Origin of the sequence: Arthrobacter sp. NA-172 (genome assembly GCF_043952055.1) — a bacterium.
GTDB lineage: Bacteria > Actinomycetota > Actinomycetes > Actinomycetales > Micrococcaceae > Arthrobacter.
This window is the reverse complement of the sequence record NZ_JBINOT010000001.1, coordinates 622,933-637,151: the sequence shown is the minus strand read 5'-3', so window position 1 is coordinate 637,151 and position 14,219 is coordinate 622,933. Positions and strand designations below refer to the sequence as shown.

The 14,219-nt window shown below is 62.2% G+C and carries 12 protein-coding genes and 1 tRNA gene; 5 read left to right on the top strand and 8 right to left on the bottom strand.

Annotated elements, in window-relative coordinates; translation table 11 throughout:
• The first annotated feature begins 16 nt into the window (after window positions 1-16).
• Window positions 17-640 carry a TetR/AcrR family transcriptional regulator gene (locus ACF0H6_RS03190; protein WP_395248435.1) on the top strand — a complete coding sequence of 208 codons (624 nt, stop codon included), beginning with the start codon at window positions 17-19 and terminating at the stop codon, window positions 638-640.
• Window positions 641-684: 44 nt separating this feature from the next.
• Here the strand turns inward: ACF0H6_RS03190 and ACF0H6_RS03185 are convergent, their stop codons facing one another.
• Genes ACF0H6_RS03185 through ACF0H6_RS03175 form a run of 3 tightly spaced genes read right to left on the bottom strand, consistent with a single transcriptional unit; the run spans window position 685 to window position 3,818 of the window.
• Window positions 685-1,542 carry a PfkB family carbohydrate kinase gene (locus ACF0H6_RS03185; protein ID WP_395248434.1) on the bottom strand — a complete coding sequence of 286 codons (858 nt, stop codon included), beginning with the start codon at window positions 1,540-1,542 and terminating at the stop codon, window positions 685-687.
• Between the two features lie 10 nt (window positions 1,543-1,552).
• A complete protein-coding gene (locus ACF0H6_RS03180) occupies window positions 1,553-2,578 on the bottom strand; it encodes a nucleoside hydrolase (RefSeq protein WP_395248433.1) in 1,026 nt (341 codons plus the stop codon).
• Entirely contained in the window at window positions 2,544-3,818 is a 1,275-nt protein-coding gene (locus ACF0H6_RS03175) for an MFS transporter (protein WP_395248432.1), read from the bottom strand. The genes ACF0H6_RS03180 and ACF0H6_RS03175 overlap by 35 nt, the downstream gene beginning before the upstream one ends.
• A 381-nt stretch (window positions 3,819-4,199) precedes the next feature.
• Between ACF0H6_RS03175 and ACF0H6_RS03170 the strand changes: the two genes are divergently transcribed.
• Window positions 4,200-4,985 carry a GntR family transcriptional regulator gene (locus ACF0H6_RS03170; protein ID WP_395248431.1) on the top strand — a complete coding sequence of 262 codons (786 nt, stop codon included), beginning with the start codon at window positions 4,200-4,202 and terminating at the stop codon, window positions 4,983-4,985.
• A gap of 17 nt (window positions 4,986-5,002) precedes the next feature.
• Here the strand turns inward: ACF0H6_RS03170 and ACF0H6_RS03165 are convergent, their stop codons facing one another.
• The gene (locus tag ACF0H6_RS03165) at window positions 5,003-5,782 is read right to left on the bottom strand and encodes an SDR family NAD(P)-dependent oxidoreductase (RefSeq protein ID WP_395248430.1); all 780 of its coding nucleotides are present in this window, start codon (window positions 5,780-5,782) and stop codon (window positions 5,003-5,005) included.
• Between the two features lie 43 nt (window positions 5,783-5,825).
• Entirely contained in the window at window positions 5,826-6,440 is a 615-nt protein-coding gene (locus ACF0H6_RS03160; RefSeq protein ID WP_395248429.1) for a TetR family transcriptional regulator, read from the bottom strand.
• 142 nt (window positions 6,441-6,582) lie between these two features.
• Here ACF0H6_RS03160 and ACF0H6_RS03155 point away from each other — a divergent pair, with 142 nt between their 5' ends.
• On the top strand, window positions 6,583-7,470 hold the full coding sequence (locus tag ACF0H6_RS03155) for a ScbA/BarX family gamma-butyrolactone biosynthesis protein (RefSeq protein ID WP_395249863.1): 888 nt from the start codon (window positions 6,583-6,585) through the stop codon (window positions 7,468-7,470).
• Window position 7,471: 1 nt separating this feature from the next.
• Here ACF0H6_RS03155 and ACF0H6_RS03150 read toward each other — a convergent pair whose 3' ends face one another.
• The gene (locus ACF0H6_RS03150; RefSeq protein ID WP_395248428.1) at window positions 7,472-8,077 is read right to left on the bottom strand and encodes a ScbR family autoregulator-binding transcription factor; all 606 of its coding nucleotides are present in this window, start codon (window positions 8,075-8,077) and stop codon (window positions 7,472-7,474) included.
• Here ACF0H6_RS03150 and ACF0H6_RS03145 point away from each other — a divergent pair.
• Together ACF0H6_RS03145 and ACF0H6_RS03140 are read left to right on the top strand one after the other, a co-directional pair.
• Window positions 8,076-9,128 (top strand): NAD-dependent epimerase/dehydratase family protein, encoded by a 1,053-nt coding sequence (locus ACF0H6_RS03145; protein ID WP_395248427.1) that lies wholly within the window; start codon window positions 8,076-8,078, stop codon window positions 9,126-9,128. The two genes, ACF0H6_RS03150 and ACF0H6_RS03145, sit on opposite strands and share 2 nt — an antisense overlap.
• A 208-nt stretch (window positions 9,129-9,336) precedes the next feature.
• A tRNA-Ala gene (locus ACF0H6_RS03140) sits at window positions 9,337-9,409 on the top strand.
• Between the two features lie 139 nt (window positions 9,410-9,548).
• Here ACF0H6_RS03140 and ACF0H6_RS03135 read toward each other — a convergent pair.
• Window positions 9,549-10,163, bottom strand: a complete 615-nt coding sequence (locus tag ACF0H6_RS03135; RefSeq protein WP_395248426.1) for a hypothetical protein — start codon at window positions 10,161-10,163, stop codon at window positions 9,549-9,551.
• The gene (locus ACF0H6_RS03130; RefSeq protein WP_395248425.1) at window positions 10,160-13,882 is read right to left on the bottom strand and encodes an FtsK/SpoIIIE domain-containing protein; all 3,723 of its coding nucleotides are present in this window, start codon (window positions 13,880-13,882) and stop codon (window positions 10,160-10,162) included. Before ACF0H6_RS03130 ends, ACF0H6_RS03135 begins: the two co-directional genes overlap by 4 nt.
• Window positions 13,883-14,219 lie beyond the last annotated feature (337 nt).

The window sequence follows — 14,219 nt, the reverse complement described above, 5'->3', positions numbered from 1 at the left end:
TTTAGACTGTTGTGTGATGTCAAGCACCATACAGAAACGCGCTGCGCGGAAGAGGCCTGCGGAACGCTCTGCCGAAATAGCCGAAGCCGCCAAGGAAATAGCCCTTGAGCAGGGGCTTTCGGCTATTACGCTGCGCAACGTGGCGGCGCGGGTGGGGGTAGCCTCGGGCCTCGTCGCGCATTACCAGCCGAATGTTGATGCGCTCGTGGCGGGCATCTTTTCGGGAATCGTGGCTGCGGAAACCGAGGAAGTCTCGGGCCTTCTGGATCTGCTGCCGACCCCTTTGGAGCGGCTAGGGATGCTGCTTGGGACGCTGATGGATGGCAGCCGTCTCGACGTCACGGCCATCTGGGTGGAAGCGTGGACGCTGGGGCGCCGGAACGAGGCGCTCGCGGTCTGTGTCCGTGAACAAATGGATGCCTGGCAGGCCGTGGTGCAGCGCGTGGTGGAATCAGGGATTGCGGCAGGGGAGTTCGATACTTTCGACGCCCCATCCGTCGCATGGCAGATCCTGGGCATGATTGACGGCCTGAACGCCCAGGCACTGGTGCGCTGGGACGGCGTCAGCGACCGCGGTACGCACCTGGCCCGCGCAGTGGAAGGCATCGTGGGTGCGGCCCGCGGTTCGCTAAAGCACTAGTTCGCCAAAGCACTGGTTCGCTAAAACACTAGTTCACCAAAACACTAGGCGCCTTGGAGCGCGCGCCCGTCGAGGTAGTGTTCCAGCCGCGCGAACTCCGGTTGCGAAAGTTCGCTGGCGACGGCGGCGGCCCCCACCGCGCACGCCGCTGCCAGGCTGCTTTCCTCATCCAACCCCGACGCCAGGGCCAGCACCAGTGCCGCGCAGAAAGAGTCGCCGGCGCCCACGCTATTCACGACCCGTGCCTTTTGCGCGGGAGCGTGTGCCGTCCGCACGCCGTGCGCGTACATGCTGGCCCCGCCCGATCCGTACGTCACCGCGACCCGCTTGGCGTTCCGAAGTTCGGGGATGAGCTGGTACTCGGACTCGTTGACGATCACCAGGTCACACCGTTCAAGGAGCTCGGCCGGCAATTCCCGGGCGGGGGCCGCATTGAGGGCAAAGAATCCGGTGGTGCGGCGCGCGGCTTCCGTCACCGTCTCGACGGCGATCTCCAGCTGAGCCAGCACGGGTCCGCCGTCGGAAAGCCCGGCGCGATCCAGGGAAACAAAGGCATTGGCCCCAGAGGCGACGGCGATTTGGTTTTCACCGTCGCTGTCGATCACGATCAACGCCGTGCCGGTCGGTTCGGAAACCTGCTTCACCGCGGAAACGTCGACCCCCACCAGCTCCAGGGCCTCCGTGAGAAGGCGGCCATCCGAGTCCCTGCCCACGGCGCCCACCATACGGGCAGCACCGGCAAGCCGAGCAGCAGCTGCGGCCTGGTTGCCTCCCTTTCCGCCGGGCTGCCGCGTGAGGGAGCCTCCCCCGGTGGTTTCACCGGGGGAGGGCAGCCGGTGGACGCGGCACGTCAGATCGACATTAAGGCTGCCGATGATAGTCAGTGTGGTTGAGATGGTCATGCGTTGTCTTTCAGTTGGTGCGGGATGGCAGGGTCAGGATTCGTCCCAGAAGGTGCGCGGCAGCGTCGCCCTTCACGGACAGCACAACCCGCGACGATGCATCCCGCGACGGTACATCCGGCGAGGACGCGACTCGGGACACACGGTCCGGTAGCTCCCGACCGGTGGGGGTTCCGCCGTCGTACCGTTCACAGTGGGTTTTGCCGCGATCCGCGCCCGCGCTGGTATCCACTGAAATTCCAACGCGCGGAGCGTCGTCAAGTTCAAGGGCACCCACCGCGATGGCCGCCGCGAGCGGATCGTGGAGGGCGGCACAGTGCTCGCCGAAAATCGTGTTGTAGAAAGCGAAGTACTGGACAAGCATGTCGGACAAGGCGCTGGCCACAGGATGGCCTGCGGCCGCCAGGGCGCCCCGATGGGTCTCGTCAAAGCGGTGGTTCATGGTCACGTCCAAGGGAACCAGGGTGACCGGCCAGCCGGCATCCATCACCGCGGCGGCTGCCTCGGGGTCATTGAAGATGTTCGCCTCGGCAACGGGACTGATGTTGCCCGGCACAAAGGCCGCTCCGCCCATCACAGTGACGTCGCGGACGAGTGCCGGGAGCTCCGGGTCCAACTGCAGCGCGAGGGCCAGGTTGGTGAGCGGACCTACCGCGATCACACGCAATTCGCCCGGATATTCGTGGGCGAGCCGCACGAGCATTTCCGCTGCGGACTCTGCTTCAACGGTATGCGCGGACTCGCTCAAGGTTGCCCCGCCGATGCCGTTGTTGCCGTGTACGTGCGGCGCGCCGCCGTCGAACTTTCCGATCAGCGGATCGTGAGCCCCCACAGCGACCGGAATCCCGGCCCGGCCGGCGGCGTGAAGCAAGTTCAGGGTGTTCGTGGCGCCGATCGCGGCGCTGACGTTGCCGCTGATGGTCCCGATTCCGGCAAGATCCACTTCCGGGCTCGCCAGGAGATAGGCGATTGCGAGGGAATCGTCAATGCCGGTATCGCAATCAAGATAGAACGGCTGCGGTGTGGTGATGGACATGCTGCTCCTTGGTAAGGGGTGAGGCGGACTTAGGAATGAGCGACGACGACGGCGGGAACCGCCCCGGCGCTCGCAGGAACGGGCCGGAGGATGAGGGAAGCAGCAAAGGCTGCGAGGGCAAAGCCAGCCGAGATCCACAGGGCAGTTTGGTAGCCGGCGATGGTTCCGGCGGCGACGGCCGGTGCGACGACGGCGATACCCACGCTGGCTCCGATTCCAAAGCACGCTCCATTGAGGCGGGCACGGATCCCGGCGCCGATTTGGGTGAATTCAGCACTGCGATGCCGCTGACGGTGCTCTGGAACTGGCCGAGGTAGAGGATTCCCATGATGATCAGCAGGGCGAAAACCATCCATCGGTCTGCCGCGAAGATTGCGACCGCGACCGCTACCACGACGATCAGCCCACTGCTGATCCGCAGCGCTTTGAACCAGCCGATGCGCTGCGCGAACCAGCCGGAGAACACGGCGGTGAGCACGCCCACGAAGGCGGTGGGCGTCAGGTACAGGAGTGCTGACATGGACGCGGACAGTCCGTATCCGGCTTTTGCGTCTTGGCTCAGGAGGATCACGGTGAAGTTCAGCGCCGAGAAGATGCCGGCAAGCGTGAGGACGGTGCTGGCCAAAACGGGCCATACCTGGCGGGATCGCAATTGCTCGATCGCGATCAAGGGGCGGGCAACTCGCTTTTCCACGGCCACAAACGCCAGCCCAGCAACCACGGCGCCAGCGAGATAGCCAAGCGTCCAGGCGTCTCCCCATCCCGAGGTGGAAGCCTGCCCGATCAAGTTGCTCAGCAGAATCAGGAACGTGCTCAGGGTGCAGGCGCCCCACCAGTCCATGCGCCCTTCCCTCGTGCGGGCGGATCTCTTGGGGACGACGACGGCGACCAGCACGAGCGCCAGCACGCCCACACCGAGGACCAAGACGAAGAGGAACTGCCAGCCGATGGTGTCCGTGATGAAACCTCCCAGGAAGCCATCGAGTCCGCCGATCCCGCCGTTGACCGCAGAGATAACGCCGACCGATATGCCGAAGAGGCGTTTGCTGAACCGCTCCGACAACAGCAGGAAGGAAATGGTGAACGTGGCGCTCGTGGCGCTTTGCAGGATTCTGCCGAGAAGGAGAACGGTAAGGTTCGGTGCCAGCAGGCACGTGACCGTACCGCCCAACATCAGGGTAAGGACGATCAGCAGCGTGCGGCGGCGTCCCAGGAAGTCGCTCCAGCGGGAGAACGCCATGCCCAGCGACTGCCCCCGTCAGGAAGAACAGCGATTGGACCTTGGCTACGTTTTCCGTGGATTCGTGGAAGTGGGCAGCCATAGCCGGCAGCGCAGCCGAGAACAGGCTGGCGTTGAGCTGGTAGCTGAGGATCGAGAGGATGAGCGTGGCGATGAGGACAGGCACCCGGGCTGCTTTGCGCCGGGACTGGAGCCCTGGAAGGGTGTGGGGTTGGGTTGTCATGGACAAACTTCCTTGTTTGAAACAGAACGGCTGGAGAGGCGGCTCGATGCAGGTGTGGCGCAGAGCACTAGGCGGCTTATATGTGCATCATACACGCTTGTTATACAAGCTTGGAATACCCATCGCGTAAACTCTCAATATCAACGAAGGGAGCCACCTTGGACCGCAGTGCTGAAGCCGTTCTTTCCGAACCCCTGGATGCCTCGGCCAACATCCCGCTCCGTGTTGCTGTCTACTCGCGCATCATGAACGCGATCCGGGCAGGGCACTTCCCCGTTTCCTCGCTGTTGCCTTCGGAAACGGATCTGGGTTCGGCCATGAAGGTCAGCCGGACAGTGGTCCGTGAGGCCCTGATGCTCCTGGAAGAAGACGGCTATGTACGGTCCCGCCGCGGCATTGGGCGTTTTGTGGCTACTCGGCTGCCGCGCGTCGGCCTCGAGCGGATCAGGCCCATGGAGGAGATCCTGGGCGAGGCTGGTTCCGGTGTCCAGGTGTGCCGTACGCAGCACGTTCTGCACCCGTCGTCGTCGGTCTTCATTGCGGAACCCCTCGGCATCCGGGAAGACGAGGCTTCCTGGTTCTTCGAGAGCGTTCTCAAACGCGATGGCTCACCGATCGCCCTGATTCAGGAACATGTGGCGAGGACGGGCGCCCTGATTGACGGGGATCCTGAATCGGCGCGGGCCATTATGGACGACGCCGGGAAGGAGTCCACCCTGTTGGCGAACCTGATTACGGCTGTTGGCCCGGCCTTTGGCCCCGGAGAAACCGACATCGCTGCCGGCACTCCGGGCGTGGCGCGAGGCAAGCTCCTTGAGCTCGATGCTGCGGATCCCGTGTTGATCTTGACCCAAACCGTGGAGCACTCCGGCCAAGTGGTGTACTTGGCCAAAACGCTGGTCAATACGGGCGTAGTCCAGATCGGAATCATCCAAGGAGGCTGAACCGGCTGCTTTGAGGCCTAGTTGGCCGGGCGCACGGCTCGCCCCGCGGCCGCAATCACCAGCTTCTCCGGGAGCAGCTTGACGGCCACCCGCGCAACCAAGGAATTGAGCCGGCCATCCACGACACTCGGCTTGTTTGCCCTGATGGCGGACAATGCCGTTTCCACCACCTGGGCCGGAGTTCGCATGGAACCGGCAGCCGCCGCCTCGCCCGCGATTTCGAAGAATGGCGTGTCCGTGGCGCCTGGGCAAACGGCGAGGACTTTCACGCCCGTGCCTTGCGTCTCGGCCCAGAGTGCTTGAGTGAAGGAGAGAACGAACGCCTTCGTCGCTCCGTAAACGGCCATGTGGGGTACCGGCTGAAACGCGGCTGTGCTCGCGATGTTGATGATGGCACCCGATCCGCGCTCCACCATGCCGGGCAAGTAGCGCGTGGTGGTTCCGACCAGCGTGGAACAGTTAAGCTGGATCTGCTCGCTGTAGCGATCGGGGTCGGCATGGAGGACCTGTCCATGGGTTCCGAAACCTGCGTTGTTGACCAGGATGTCTATCGTGAGTCCCAGGGCCTCCGTGGCGAGGCGGAGCTCCTTGGCGGAGTCCGGCACGCTCAAGTCCATGGCCAGAACGGTGACTTCGGTGCCGAGTTCGCGGAGTTCGCGTGCTATTTCGTCAAGTTTGTCCTGGCTGCGGGCAACAAGCACCAAACGTGCCCCTTCGGCGGCAAGCCTTCGCGCAAAGACTGCTCCAATGCCGGTAGACGCTCCCGTGATGAGTGCTGTTTTGGCGGTGATGTTCATTTCTTCTCCTCTTAAACTGACGTCTTAAGCTGTGCTGTTGGTCTTAGCTGGAAATGAATTGCTGCTCCAGGAGCTGCAAGAGAACCGTCGCGCGCCGTTCGAAGGCCTTGAGATCCTGGGGATCAAGAGCGTCGGTTACCGACTTCAAGCCATCGAATGCGGCCACGATGACGGTGGCGGTGTCGCTGGGAGCGCCTGAAAAAGTCAAGACGCCGCTTGCCCGGCCCCGTTGCAGGATGCCGGCCACGAGTTCCACCCATGCGGCCAGCGGAGATGGGCCGCCCGGGTGCTCTTTCACTGAGGCCAGTTGATTGGCCAAGTGCACTACGCCCCACGCTGAAGAATCACTCAGGACCGTCCTGACCATGAACTCCCCGAGACCGCGCAACTCTTCGATCGGATTGTTCTTGCTGAGAATTTCCTCTTGGACGCGACTCAGCCAGTGGGCCTTTTGCTCGTCGACGACGGCCTGGGCCAACTGTGCCTTCGAGGAGAAATGGAAGTAGATGGCGCCTTTTGTGAGTCCCACTTCGCGAATGATGTCATCCATTCGGGTTTGTTCGAACCCCTTCCGCGCGAAGACTTCCGCGGCAACCCGAAGGATCTCGTTCCGGGTGGCCACGCCTTTTGGTGTGCTGCCTGTATCGCCGTTCTCCATGCACCTAAGCTACAAACCGACTGGTAGGTATGTCAATTGAGACCTTCGCGGAGTCTCATGTCAATAAGATTTGGGCGTTTAATGATGATCGGAGCAACAGCGGTGGTTGCTCTTGAAGGATTTGTGAGAAGTGGGGGACCCGATGCGCGACGAGGCGCTCTTTGCGGCTTCCGTCAGGCGGGAGCTGGTGCACAAGCGCTCCGTTTCGGAAGTCTTCTTGACTCACTTTGTTCAATCAAGTTCCCGACGGTTCGTCGCCCGAGCGCAATGGCCGCGATGGCATGTTTTCTATGGTTCGCCGGATGATTCTCCGGATTCGGCGCTCATGGCTGAGACGTTGAGGCAAGCCGTGATCTTCTTGTGCCACTTGTGTGGAGTTCCCTTGGCGCACAAGTTGCTCATGCCACACATGAGGATCTCGGTGGCAGCCGCGACGCTGGATCCCATGGTGCCCGCCCAAGTCGCCGTCGAGCTCAACGTCAAGGACATGAAGCTCAGTGCCGGACGGCTATCAGCCCTGACGGTCTCTGCGCGGTTTGCGATTGACGGCGCGGTCATAGGGGAGGGAGCCGCGAGCGCCCGCATTGTGAATGCGGCGACGTACCAGCGACTTCGCGGAGCAGTCCCTGCAGCGCCGGAAGAATACGGCGGAGACTTGCTTGACTGCGTCGACGTCGGGCACGCTACCCAGCGAAACGTGATGCTCGGGCAAAGCCAGCGCCCTTTCGCCTGGCCACTGCGGGTTGATCCAACCCACCCCATCTTCTTCGACCATCCCCTCGACCATGTTCCGGGAATGCTCCTCGTGGAGGCAGCGAGGCAAGCCGTGCGCGCGAGCTGTTCGCGGCCCGATGCCGATTTTGCCCTGTTCAAAGCGGAATTCACGAAGTTGATTGAGTTCAGCTATCCGGTGGATGTTGTTGTGACCAAGGCTGGCTCAAACAATAGCGCTGGCGTTTTGAAGGTCCGGATGTTGCACAACGGGGAGACTTTGATGTCCCTGCAGGCCTGGGTCAAAGACCCGCGATAACTTAGGAGACCGTTGAGTCCGGAGGGCGGTTCGGAACAAGGGCAGGCATCATGAAACGCCACATGTCCTCAATCCGCTTGAGGACATCGCGCCGTTCGGTCAGCACATTGGAAACCATCTGCACGCCAGTGAAGGACGCAACCAAGTACCGGGCGAACTCCGCGGCATCAATATCGGGCCTCACATCACCCTGCGCTTGAGCTTGGCTCGTCAGGAACTCCATGGTGGTGACCCAGTCATGGTAGGGACCCTTGACATCTCCGTTGAACGCCGAGGCCTCGAATGTCAGCCGGATCCCAGCCCTCACAACTGGCTCATCGAGTAGCTGCTGGCCGAACGTCCGGCACATTGCGATCATCGTCTCCAGGGCCGGTAGCCCGGCAGCGGCAATCTCCTCGCCAGCAACACGCACAATGTTGTGTTGTTCGGCGATCACCGCGAGGGCGAGGTCTTCTTTCGATTTGAAATGGAAGTAGAGCGCGCCTTTGGTCACGGAGGCGCGTTCCGTGACATCGCTGAGGCTTGCATTCCCGTAGCCGACCTCTTCAAAGATCGACGCGGCTCCCTCAATCACTGCCGTTCGGGTGGCTTTGGCGCGTTGTTGCATGATCAGCGTGGAGACCTCTCCGGTTTCTGCATCCGGGATACTTGGGTATATGAATCCGACGGACCTAGGACCGGCCAGGGCGATGACAACATCTGTTGACCATACGCCCCGGATTCTGGTCCTGGGTTCGTCGGGCTTCATTGGAAGTCGGGTTGTAGCCTCGCTTGCCGGGTCTGGAGAAGCGCGCGTCGTGGCGCTCTCGCGGAATCCCGGTGCCCTGCTACAAAATCATAACGATACCATTGCGGCCGCCGACATTTCCGTCCCGGGAAGCCTGAGTCCATTCTTGGAGGGTACGGATGTTGTGGTCCATGCCGCATCGTATGTGGGCTCTGATCCGGGTCTGGCCCATGAGATCAACCAGGTCGGCACCAGCAACGTCATTGAGCAGTGCCAGCAAGCCGGTGTTGACCGACTGATCTATGTCAGCACATGCAGCGTGTACGGCTCAGGCCCCCACCGCGGCTTCCCGGAAACCGAAGCCGAATATCATCCGGCCTCCGTGGCCAGCTCCAGCCGCGCCATCGCAGAGCAAATGATCCTCCGCTTCGGCGGTGAAGTTGTTCGTCCAAACCTCGTGTTCGGCGGGGGAGACCGGTGGTTCGTTCCCGGCTTGCTCAACGTCATGAAGGTCGCTGGTGGGTGGCCGGGTGACGGCTCAGCGCTGCTCTCGCTCATTAGCGTCGAGACGCTGGGCAGGCTGGTTTCCGATCTTGCCTTAGCTCCCCGGCAAGCCGGACAGGCCTTCCATGCGGCCTATCCGGAGCCGGTTCCCGCGTCCGTCCTCCTGCGAAGCGTGGCACAGGCATTCAAGATGGACTATCCAAGGTTTCTTGGAGACGACCATCGCGCCCGATTGGCGTTGCGAATTGCAGGATTCACGGACCACCAGATTGACATGGTGACCATCGATCATTGGTACTCATCTGAACGTCTTTGGCGGATCTCAGGACGCGAGCCGGAGAGTTTCTGGAGCGCCCTTGCAGAATTTTCCGATTCTTACCCGGCCATCGGGCCCGGCAGTCATAAACCGGATGGACGGTTTGTTTGATTACTAGTGAGGCCCTACACTTCAATCCAGTGACTTGTTGAGTGAAGCAACTAGTTAGGGGCAGCAATGGGGGGACGTGCGGCCGAGTCGTCGACCGCACTTCATCTGTCCTGAAGCTGACAGCCTTCGATTTCCTATCTCACATCGTTGTGGTTTAGTATTGACGAGTTGCTTCGGCGGGGATGGAAGTTCCCGTCAAGCGAAGTTTGGGGCTGTGGCGCAGCTGGTAGCGCACCTGCATGGCATGCAGGGGGTCAGGGGTTCGAGTCCCCTCAGCTCCACGATAGAGGCTCTGCTTGGAACGTGAACGCACTTCATGTTCCAAGCAGAGCCTCAGTTTTTTGAAGTCGAAAGGGCAACCCGGCTGGGGTTGCCCTTTCGTTTTCCCTGTCGTTTTCAGTGCGGGCGAGCCCGCGTCCACTAGATGAGAGGCGTTTGGATGGTGCGGATGGTGCCGTCGCCGAGGTTGACGAGTGCCCGTCCTGGGATGCCGCTCTGGCTGAGGTGGGTTCGGGTCAGGGAGACGCCGATCTGTCCGCCTTGAAGGGTTGCGGTTGGACTGAGCAGGGCTCCCCGTCGGTTGGTTTTCATATCGATCTCCCAGCCGCTGAACACGCTGGTGCCGAAGTCTTCCACGCTTCCGGCGGCGATGAGGGCACGTTCGTTTCCTCTGGCTGACCGAAGGTAGGTTTTGAGCCACTGGCGTGCGTCCGGGTCTTGAACCAGCTCGGCATCGTCGATGATCAATGCCAGATTTCCGGGCCCGGCGGTCGCAGCCGCGAGGTTTTCCACGTTGAGATTGGACGGGTCAAATGCGGCCCGGGCCCGTTCTGCCTGCTGCCACAAGGGAGAGGCCTGCGGGGCGATGAGGACAAGTTCTGTTCCGTTCCGGCGAAGCGACTCGGCGGCGGCAACGGCCATGGTGCTGCGTCCGCTTCGTGGTGAGCCGACGATGAGGAAGCTGGGCGAACCGGTTTGGAGGTCGATGTGGATGGTGTCGAGGTCATCGCCGCCGACGCCGATCACGGCGGTCAACTGAGAGGTCCGTTGGACCCGGTTCTTCCAGACCTCGTCGAAAGGGATTCGTGTCGGCAGGGTGCGCAGGGCCAGGGTGCGTGCCGGGCGCTCGTGTTTTCCGTCGACGCTTGTGCTTCCTGGGCGATGGTTTGAAGCGCCTGAATCTGGGCTTGTCCTGCCGGGTCCGCCGCGAGGAGAGCGATCTGGGCTTCGGTTCCGGTGTCGGCGGCGAATGCCCGCCCGGCGGAAATCGCTTCCGGGAGTTTGCGTGGTTGCAGGCCCCCCAAAGTGTAGTCACCGCGGTCGGAGAACCTGAGCATGAGTTTCCAGTCGACCAGTGAGGACATGCGCGGGCTGAGGAGCTGCTTGTCCCCGGTAATCACACAGTGGACTCCGGCCGAGGATCCTTCACGCAGAATCGAAATGACCTTTTCGGCCAGGGCGCTGCTTCCGCCGTCGCCCAAGGTGGTGAGGAACCCTTCCCATTGGTCAAATAGCACCACGAGGTGGGGCAATCGTTCCTCCCTCGTCGTATTGGCCCGCTGTTCCGTGAGGTTGGCGAAGCCGACTGCCGCAAAGTCCCGCTGCCGGGTCGCGATCTCCGCGAGGATGTGGTCGAGGAGCCTCTCGACTCGTTCGGGCTGCGCCTTCGTGGCGACTGCCCCGCAATGTGGGAGACCGGTGAGCGCCAGCAGGCTTCCATTGCCGAAATCCAGGCCGTAGACGTGGACGTCGTCCACGCGGGTAGTACGGGCAATCGATCCTGCGATGGTGCGTAGAGACTGGGATCGGCCGCTTCGCGCCGAACCGGTGAGATACAGGTGGCCGAAGTGCTGCAGGTCGAGTATCAGCGGGTTTTGCCGTTGCTGGCTGGGAAGGTCTTCCAGGCCGAACACAATTGGTTCGATCCATCCGGGCCCGGCTTCGTCGGCTCGGTGTGGTGGGGTGATGTTGGCCAGGGCGAGGGTTTCAGGCAAAGGAGGCAGCCAAGGGGAGGCCTGTGGTGCGATCTGCAGTTGCTGTGCGGCTTGGGCGATGGCCTCGACCAAGACCATGAGGTCGGTGGTCTCTTCCCGTTCTTTCGCCTCGGTCGTTTTCATCGGTCGCGGCTGGCCCAGCTGTGTCCATGGCATCGGCACAACCAGTGGCTCGGGTGCTTCCCTCGTGTCCTGGCCGGGACGGCGGCCACCCACTCTCGCTGTCTGGAAGGGGCGCAACGCTTCGGCGCCCGAACGGAGGTACCCGCGCCCGCGCGTGGACTGGGAAATCTTCGCGGCGTCCGGGGCCGACAGGATATCCAGGCTGTCTCCGACATCACTGACCCGCAGTGCGATCCGGAGGTTCGTATTGGCGCGGATGTCGGCAGTGATCGCCCCGCTTGGGCGCTGGGTTGCGAGCACCAGGTGGATCCCAAGGGATCGGCCTCGCTGGGCGATGTTGACGATGCCGGTGATGAAGTCCGGCAGCTCCGTTTTCATGGCAGCGAATTCGTCCACCACCAGCACCAATCGCGGCATTTTCGGCACGCTGGGGTCCCGGTCCGAAATGACGGTGTAGTCCTCGATGTCCTTCACCCCGACGGATGCAAGCAGATGCTCGCGGCGGCGAAGCTCGGCGCCCAGCGATTCGATGGCGCGCCCCACGAGGTGCGTATCGAGGTCCGTGACGATCCCTACCGTGTGCGGGAGGGCAATGCAGTCCTTGAATGCAGCCCCGCCCTTATAGTCGATCAGGACGAAGTTGAGGGCATCCGGGGTGTTCACCAACGCCAGTGACGCGACCATGGTCTGCAGGAACTCGGACTTGCCGGCACCGGTGGTGCCGCCGATCAAAGCGTGGGGCCCATCGCGGTGCAGGTCGACGCGGAAGGCACCTTCCATGTCCACGCCCAGGAGCACCTCCGTACTCCGGCCGGAACGGAACCAACGTTCAATGACCGCTTCAGCAGTGGCCGGCTCCATACCCGCCACCTCCAGGAACCTGGCAGAGGCCGGGATTGAACTCTCAGCGTCATCGCCGGCATCGCGAAGCGGGGCGATACCGCGCGCTACCCAGTCAAACCAGGTAGCACTGACCCGGTCGGCGCACACCTTCTCGAGATCATGCTCGCGTTGCTGCCGCAGCGCCCAGTGCCCGTCTGACTCCCGTCGGAAGACGGCGTTGCACTCTTCGGGCAAGTAGCGCACCTCGGTGTCGAGGCACACTGTGTACACGCCGACAGCTGGTCCGTCCTGCAACAGTTGGGATACTCCCGGACGGCCCCGGAGAGCCCGGGCGCCGTCGATCACGACCACCACGTCGGGATCGGCGAATTCGATCCCGGAACTCGTTGCTCGCACTCTCTGCCGCTCGGTAATCAGCACCGCGAGCTCAGCAAGGCGCTGGGTGATGCTGAACGAGTCCGAACCCACCAAGGCAAAGGAACGTTCAGGTGTCGGAGACTGAATATGCGGCAGCCAACGGACCCAGTCCCAGGCAGCCCGGGCTTCCGATGTTGTCAGCAAATACAAACGCATATCGCGGGGGCTTTGGGCAACGGACAATTGAGCCATCACCCAACCGCCTACTTGGCGGGCGCTTTCCTGATCAGCACAAATCCCCAGAATCCCGTGCCGTGGCAGAGCAACCGTTACGGGCACATCGCGGGCATCCCAGGTGACCTGACGCTTGTGCTCGACCTGCCCGGGATCTTCCAAGACCACATCCGAAGGCATCGTTGCAACGCCCAAGCGCACCGAGAGATGGTCCGGGTTGGTCCGCCTTCGCTCCCACAACCGGGTGCCGGGGGTCGTTGCAATCAGTCCGGCCATCGCCGGATCGGGACTGAGCAGACGGGCCTCCTTTTCAAACGCGAGCAACGCGTTCCGGGCATCCGTCTCGATCGTGCGTTTCTCCGTCCGGAATGCCCGTAGACGATCCCGATACCCCTCTTTACCGGCCTTTTTGGACTGGAAGTAGTTGGTAATCATCAAGACGGGGGACAAGAGCCCGAACAAGAGATACATCGGTCTGGCCATGACGACGGCGATGCCCACTGACACTGCCAACGGAGCCAATGTCATCAGGATCGGAAGCGAGCGTTTCCCGTCCTCTTTCGGCTCTGCGGGGAGACGGAATTTCGTGTTGCGGGAGGGCGGGAGCAACCGTGGAGGCCGGTTGAAATCAAGCTTCCCCGGCTCATCCGAGACCTTCAGCGACGCGGCCTCGACCGGGGCGAGCGCAAGGGCCAGCAACACCGCCCCGACCCGAAGGACCTCCCCGTCCGCCCAGCGCACCCGGACCGTGACCGGTGCAGAATTCAACGTCAACTCAACATCCGCATGTGCCCGTTCCACCCACACCCCGTCAGCAGCGACGTCGACCACGGCGGCAAGATATGGCAACCCCTCACCGGCAAGGACCACGGAACACTCAGCACCAGCGCCGATACTCAGCCGCCCGGAACCGGCCATGTGGACCGTCCCGGCCTCGCCACTCACCACTAGAATCCGCGCGATGGACGTATCAGGTGAAGAAATCCCGGACCTGATGGGCAAAACGGCATTCGCGCTGATCACCGCTCCGTCATGCACACCGGCCTCAGCCCAAACGACAGGCCCGTTCTCAGCCGGGAAGGCATCCCAGTCCCCGGCGGATGCCTTCAATATCCGGACGGCATCAGCATCGCCGGCAGCCTCAACGGTGACGTCAACTGCTCTCGTGCCTGAAGCGTCGACGACGGTGAACTGCGTAAACACACGAACCCCCAATAAATGAAGAACCAGCGAAGCCTCCACGAAAGTCTAGCGAAATGACAATCAAACGAGGTCCAGACCGATACCGGGATCCCTCAAATCCAGCGGCGCACCAAAGTCGGGAACAATCGCTGCGGGTTCAACCCCGTTGAGCAGGCGTTCAGTTGGTGGCCCAGAATGAACTCGAGTCCGATTCCTGACACAACGAAGTAGGTTTGATCACCACGATACGGAACGGAAGACAACTTCGATCCGCAATACCGACATGGAGGTAGGACTGTTTTGCTTCCTAAGATCCGGCTGAATTGCCTAAGAGGATCGTCCCTGTGGTTGTCTTTCT

Excerpts from the sequence above, each read along its gene's own strand:
- ACF0H6_RS03165 (WP_395248430.1), bottom strand. The coding sequence starts at position 5,782 with ATGAACATCACCGCCAAAACAGCACTCATCACGGGAGCGTCTACCGGC.
- ACF0H6_RS03190 (WP_395248435.1), top strand. The coding sequence starts at position 17 with ATGTCAAGCACCATACAGAAACGCGCTGCGCGGAAGAGGCCTGCGGAA.
- ACF0H6_RS03155 (WP_395249863.1), top strand. The coding sequence starts at position 6,583 with ATGCGCGACGAGGCGCTCTTTGCGGCTTCCGTCAGGCGGGAGCTGGTG.
- ACF0H6_RS03180 (WP_395248433.1), bottom strand. The coding sequence starts at position 2,578 with ATGTCCATCACCACACCGCAGCCGTTCTATCTTGATTGCGATACCGGC.
- ACF0H6_RS03145 (WP_395248427.1), top strand. The coding sequence starts at position 8,076 with ATGATCAGCGTGGAGACCTCTCCGGTTTCTGCATCCGGGATACTTGGG.
- ACF0H6_RS03160 (WP_395248429.1), bottom strand. The coding sequence starts at position 6,440 with ATGGAGAACGGCGATACAGGCAGCACACCAAAAGGCGTGGCCACCCGG.
- ACF0H6_RS03185 (WP_395248434.1), bottom strand. The coding sequence starts at position 1,542 with ATGACCATCTCAACCACACTGACTATCATCGGCAGCCTTAATGTCGAT.
- ACF0H6_RS03150 (WP_395248428.1), bottom strand. The coding sequence starts at position 8,077 with ATGCAACAACGCGCCAAAGCCACCCGAACGGCAGTGATTGAGGGAGCC.
- ACF0H6_RS03175 (WP_395248432.1), bottom strand. The coding sequence starts at position 3,818 with ATGGCGTTCTCCCGCTGGAGCGACTTCCTGGGACGCCGCCGCACGCTG.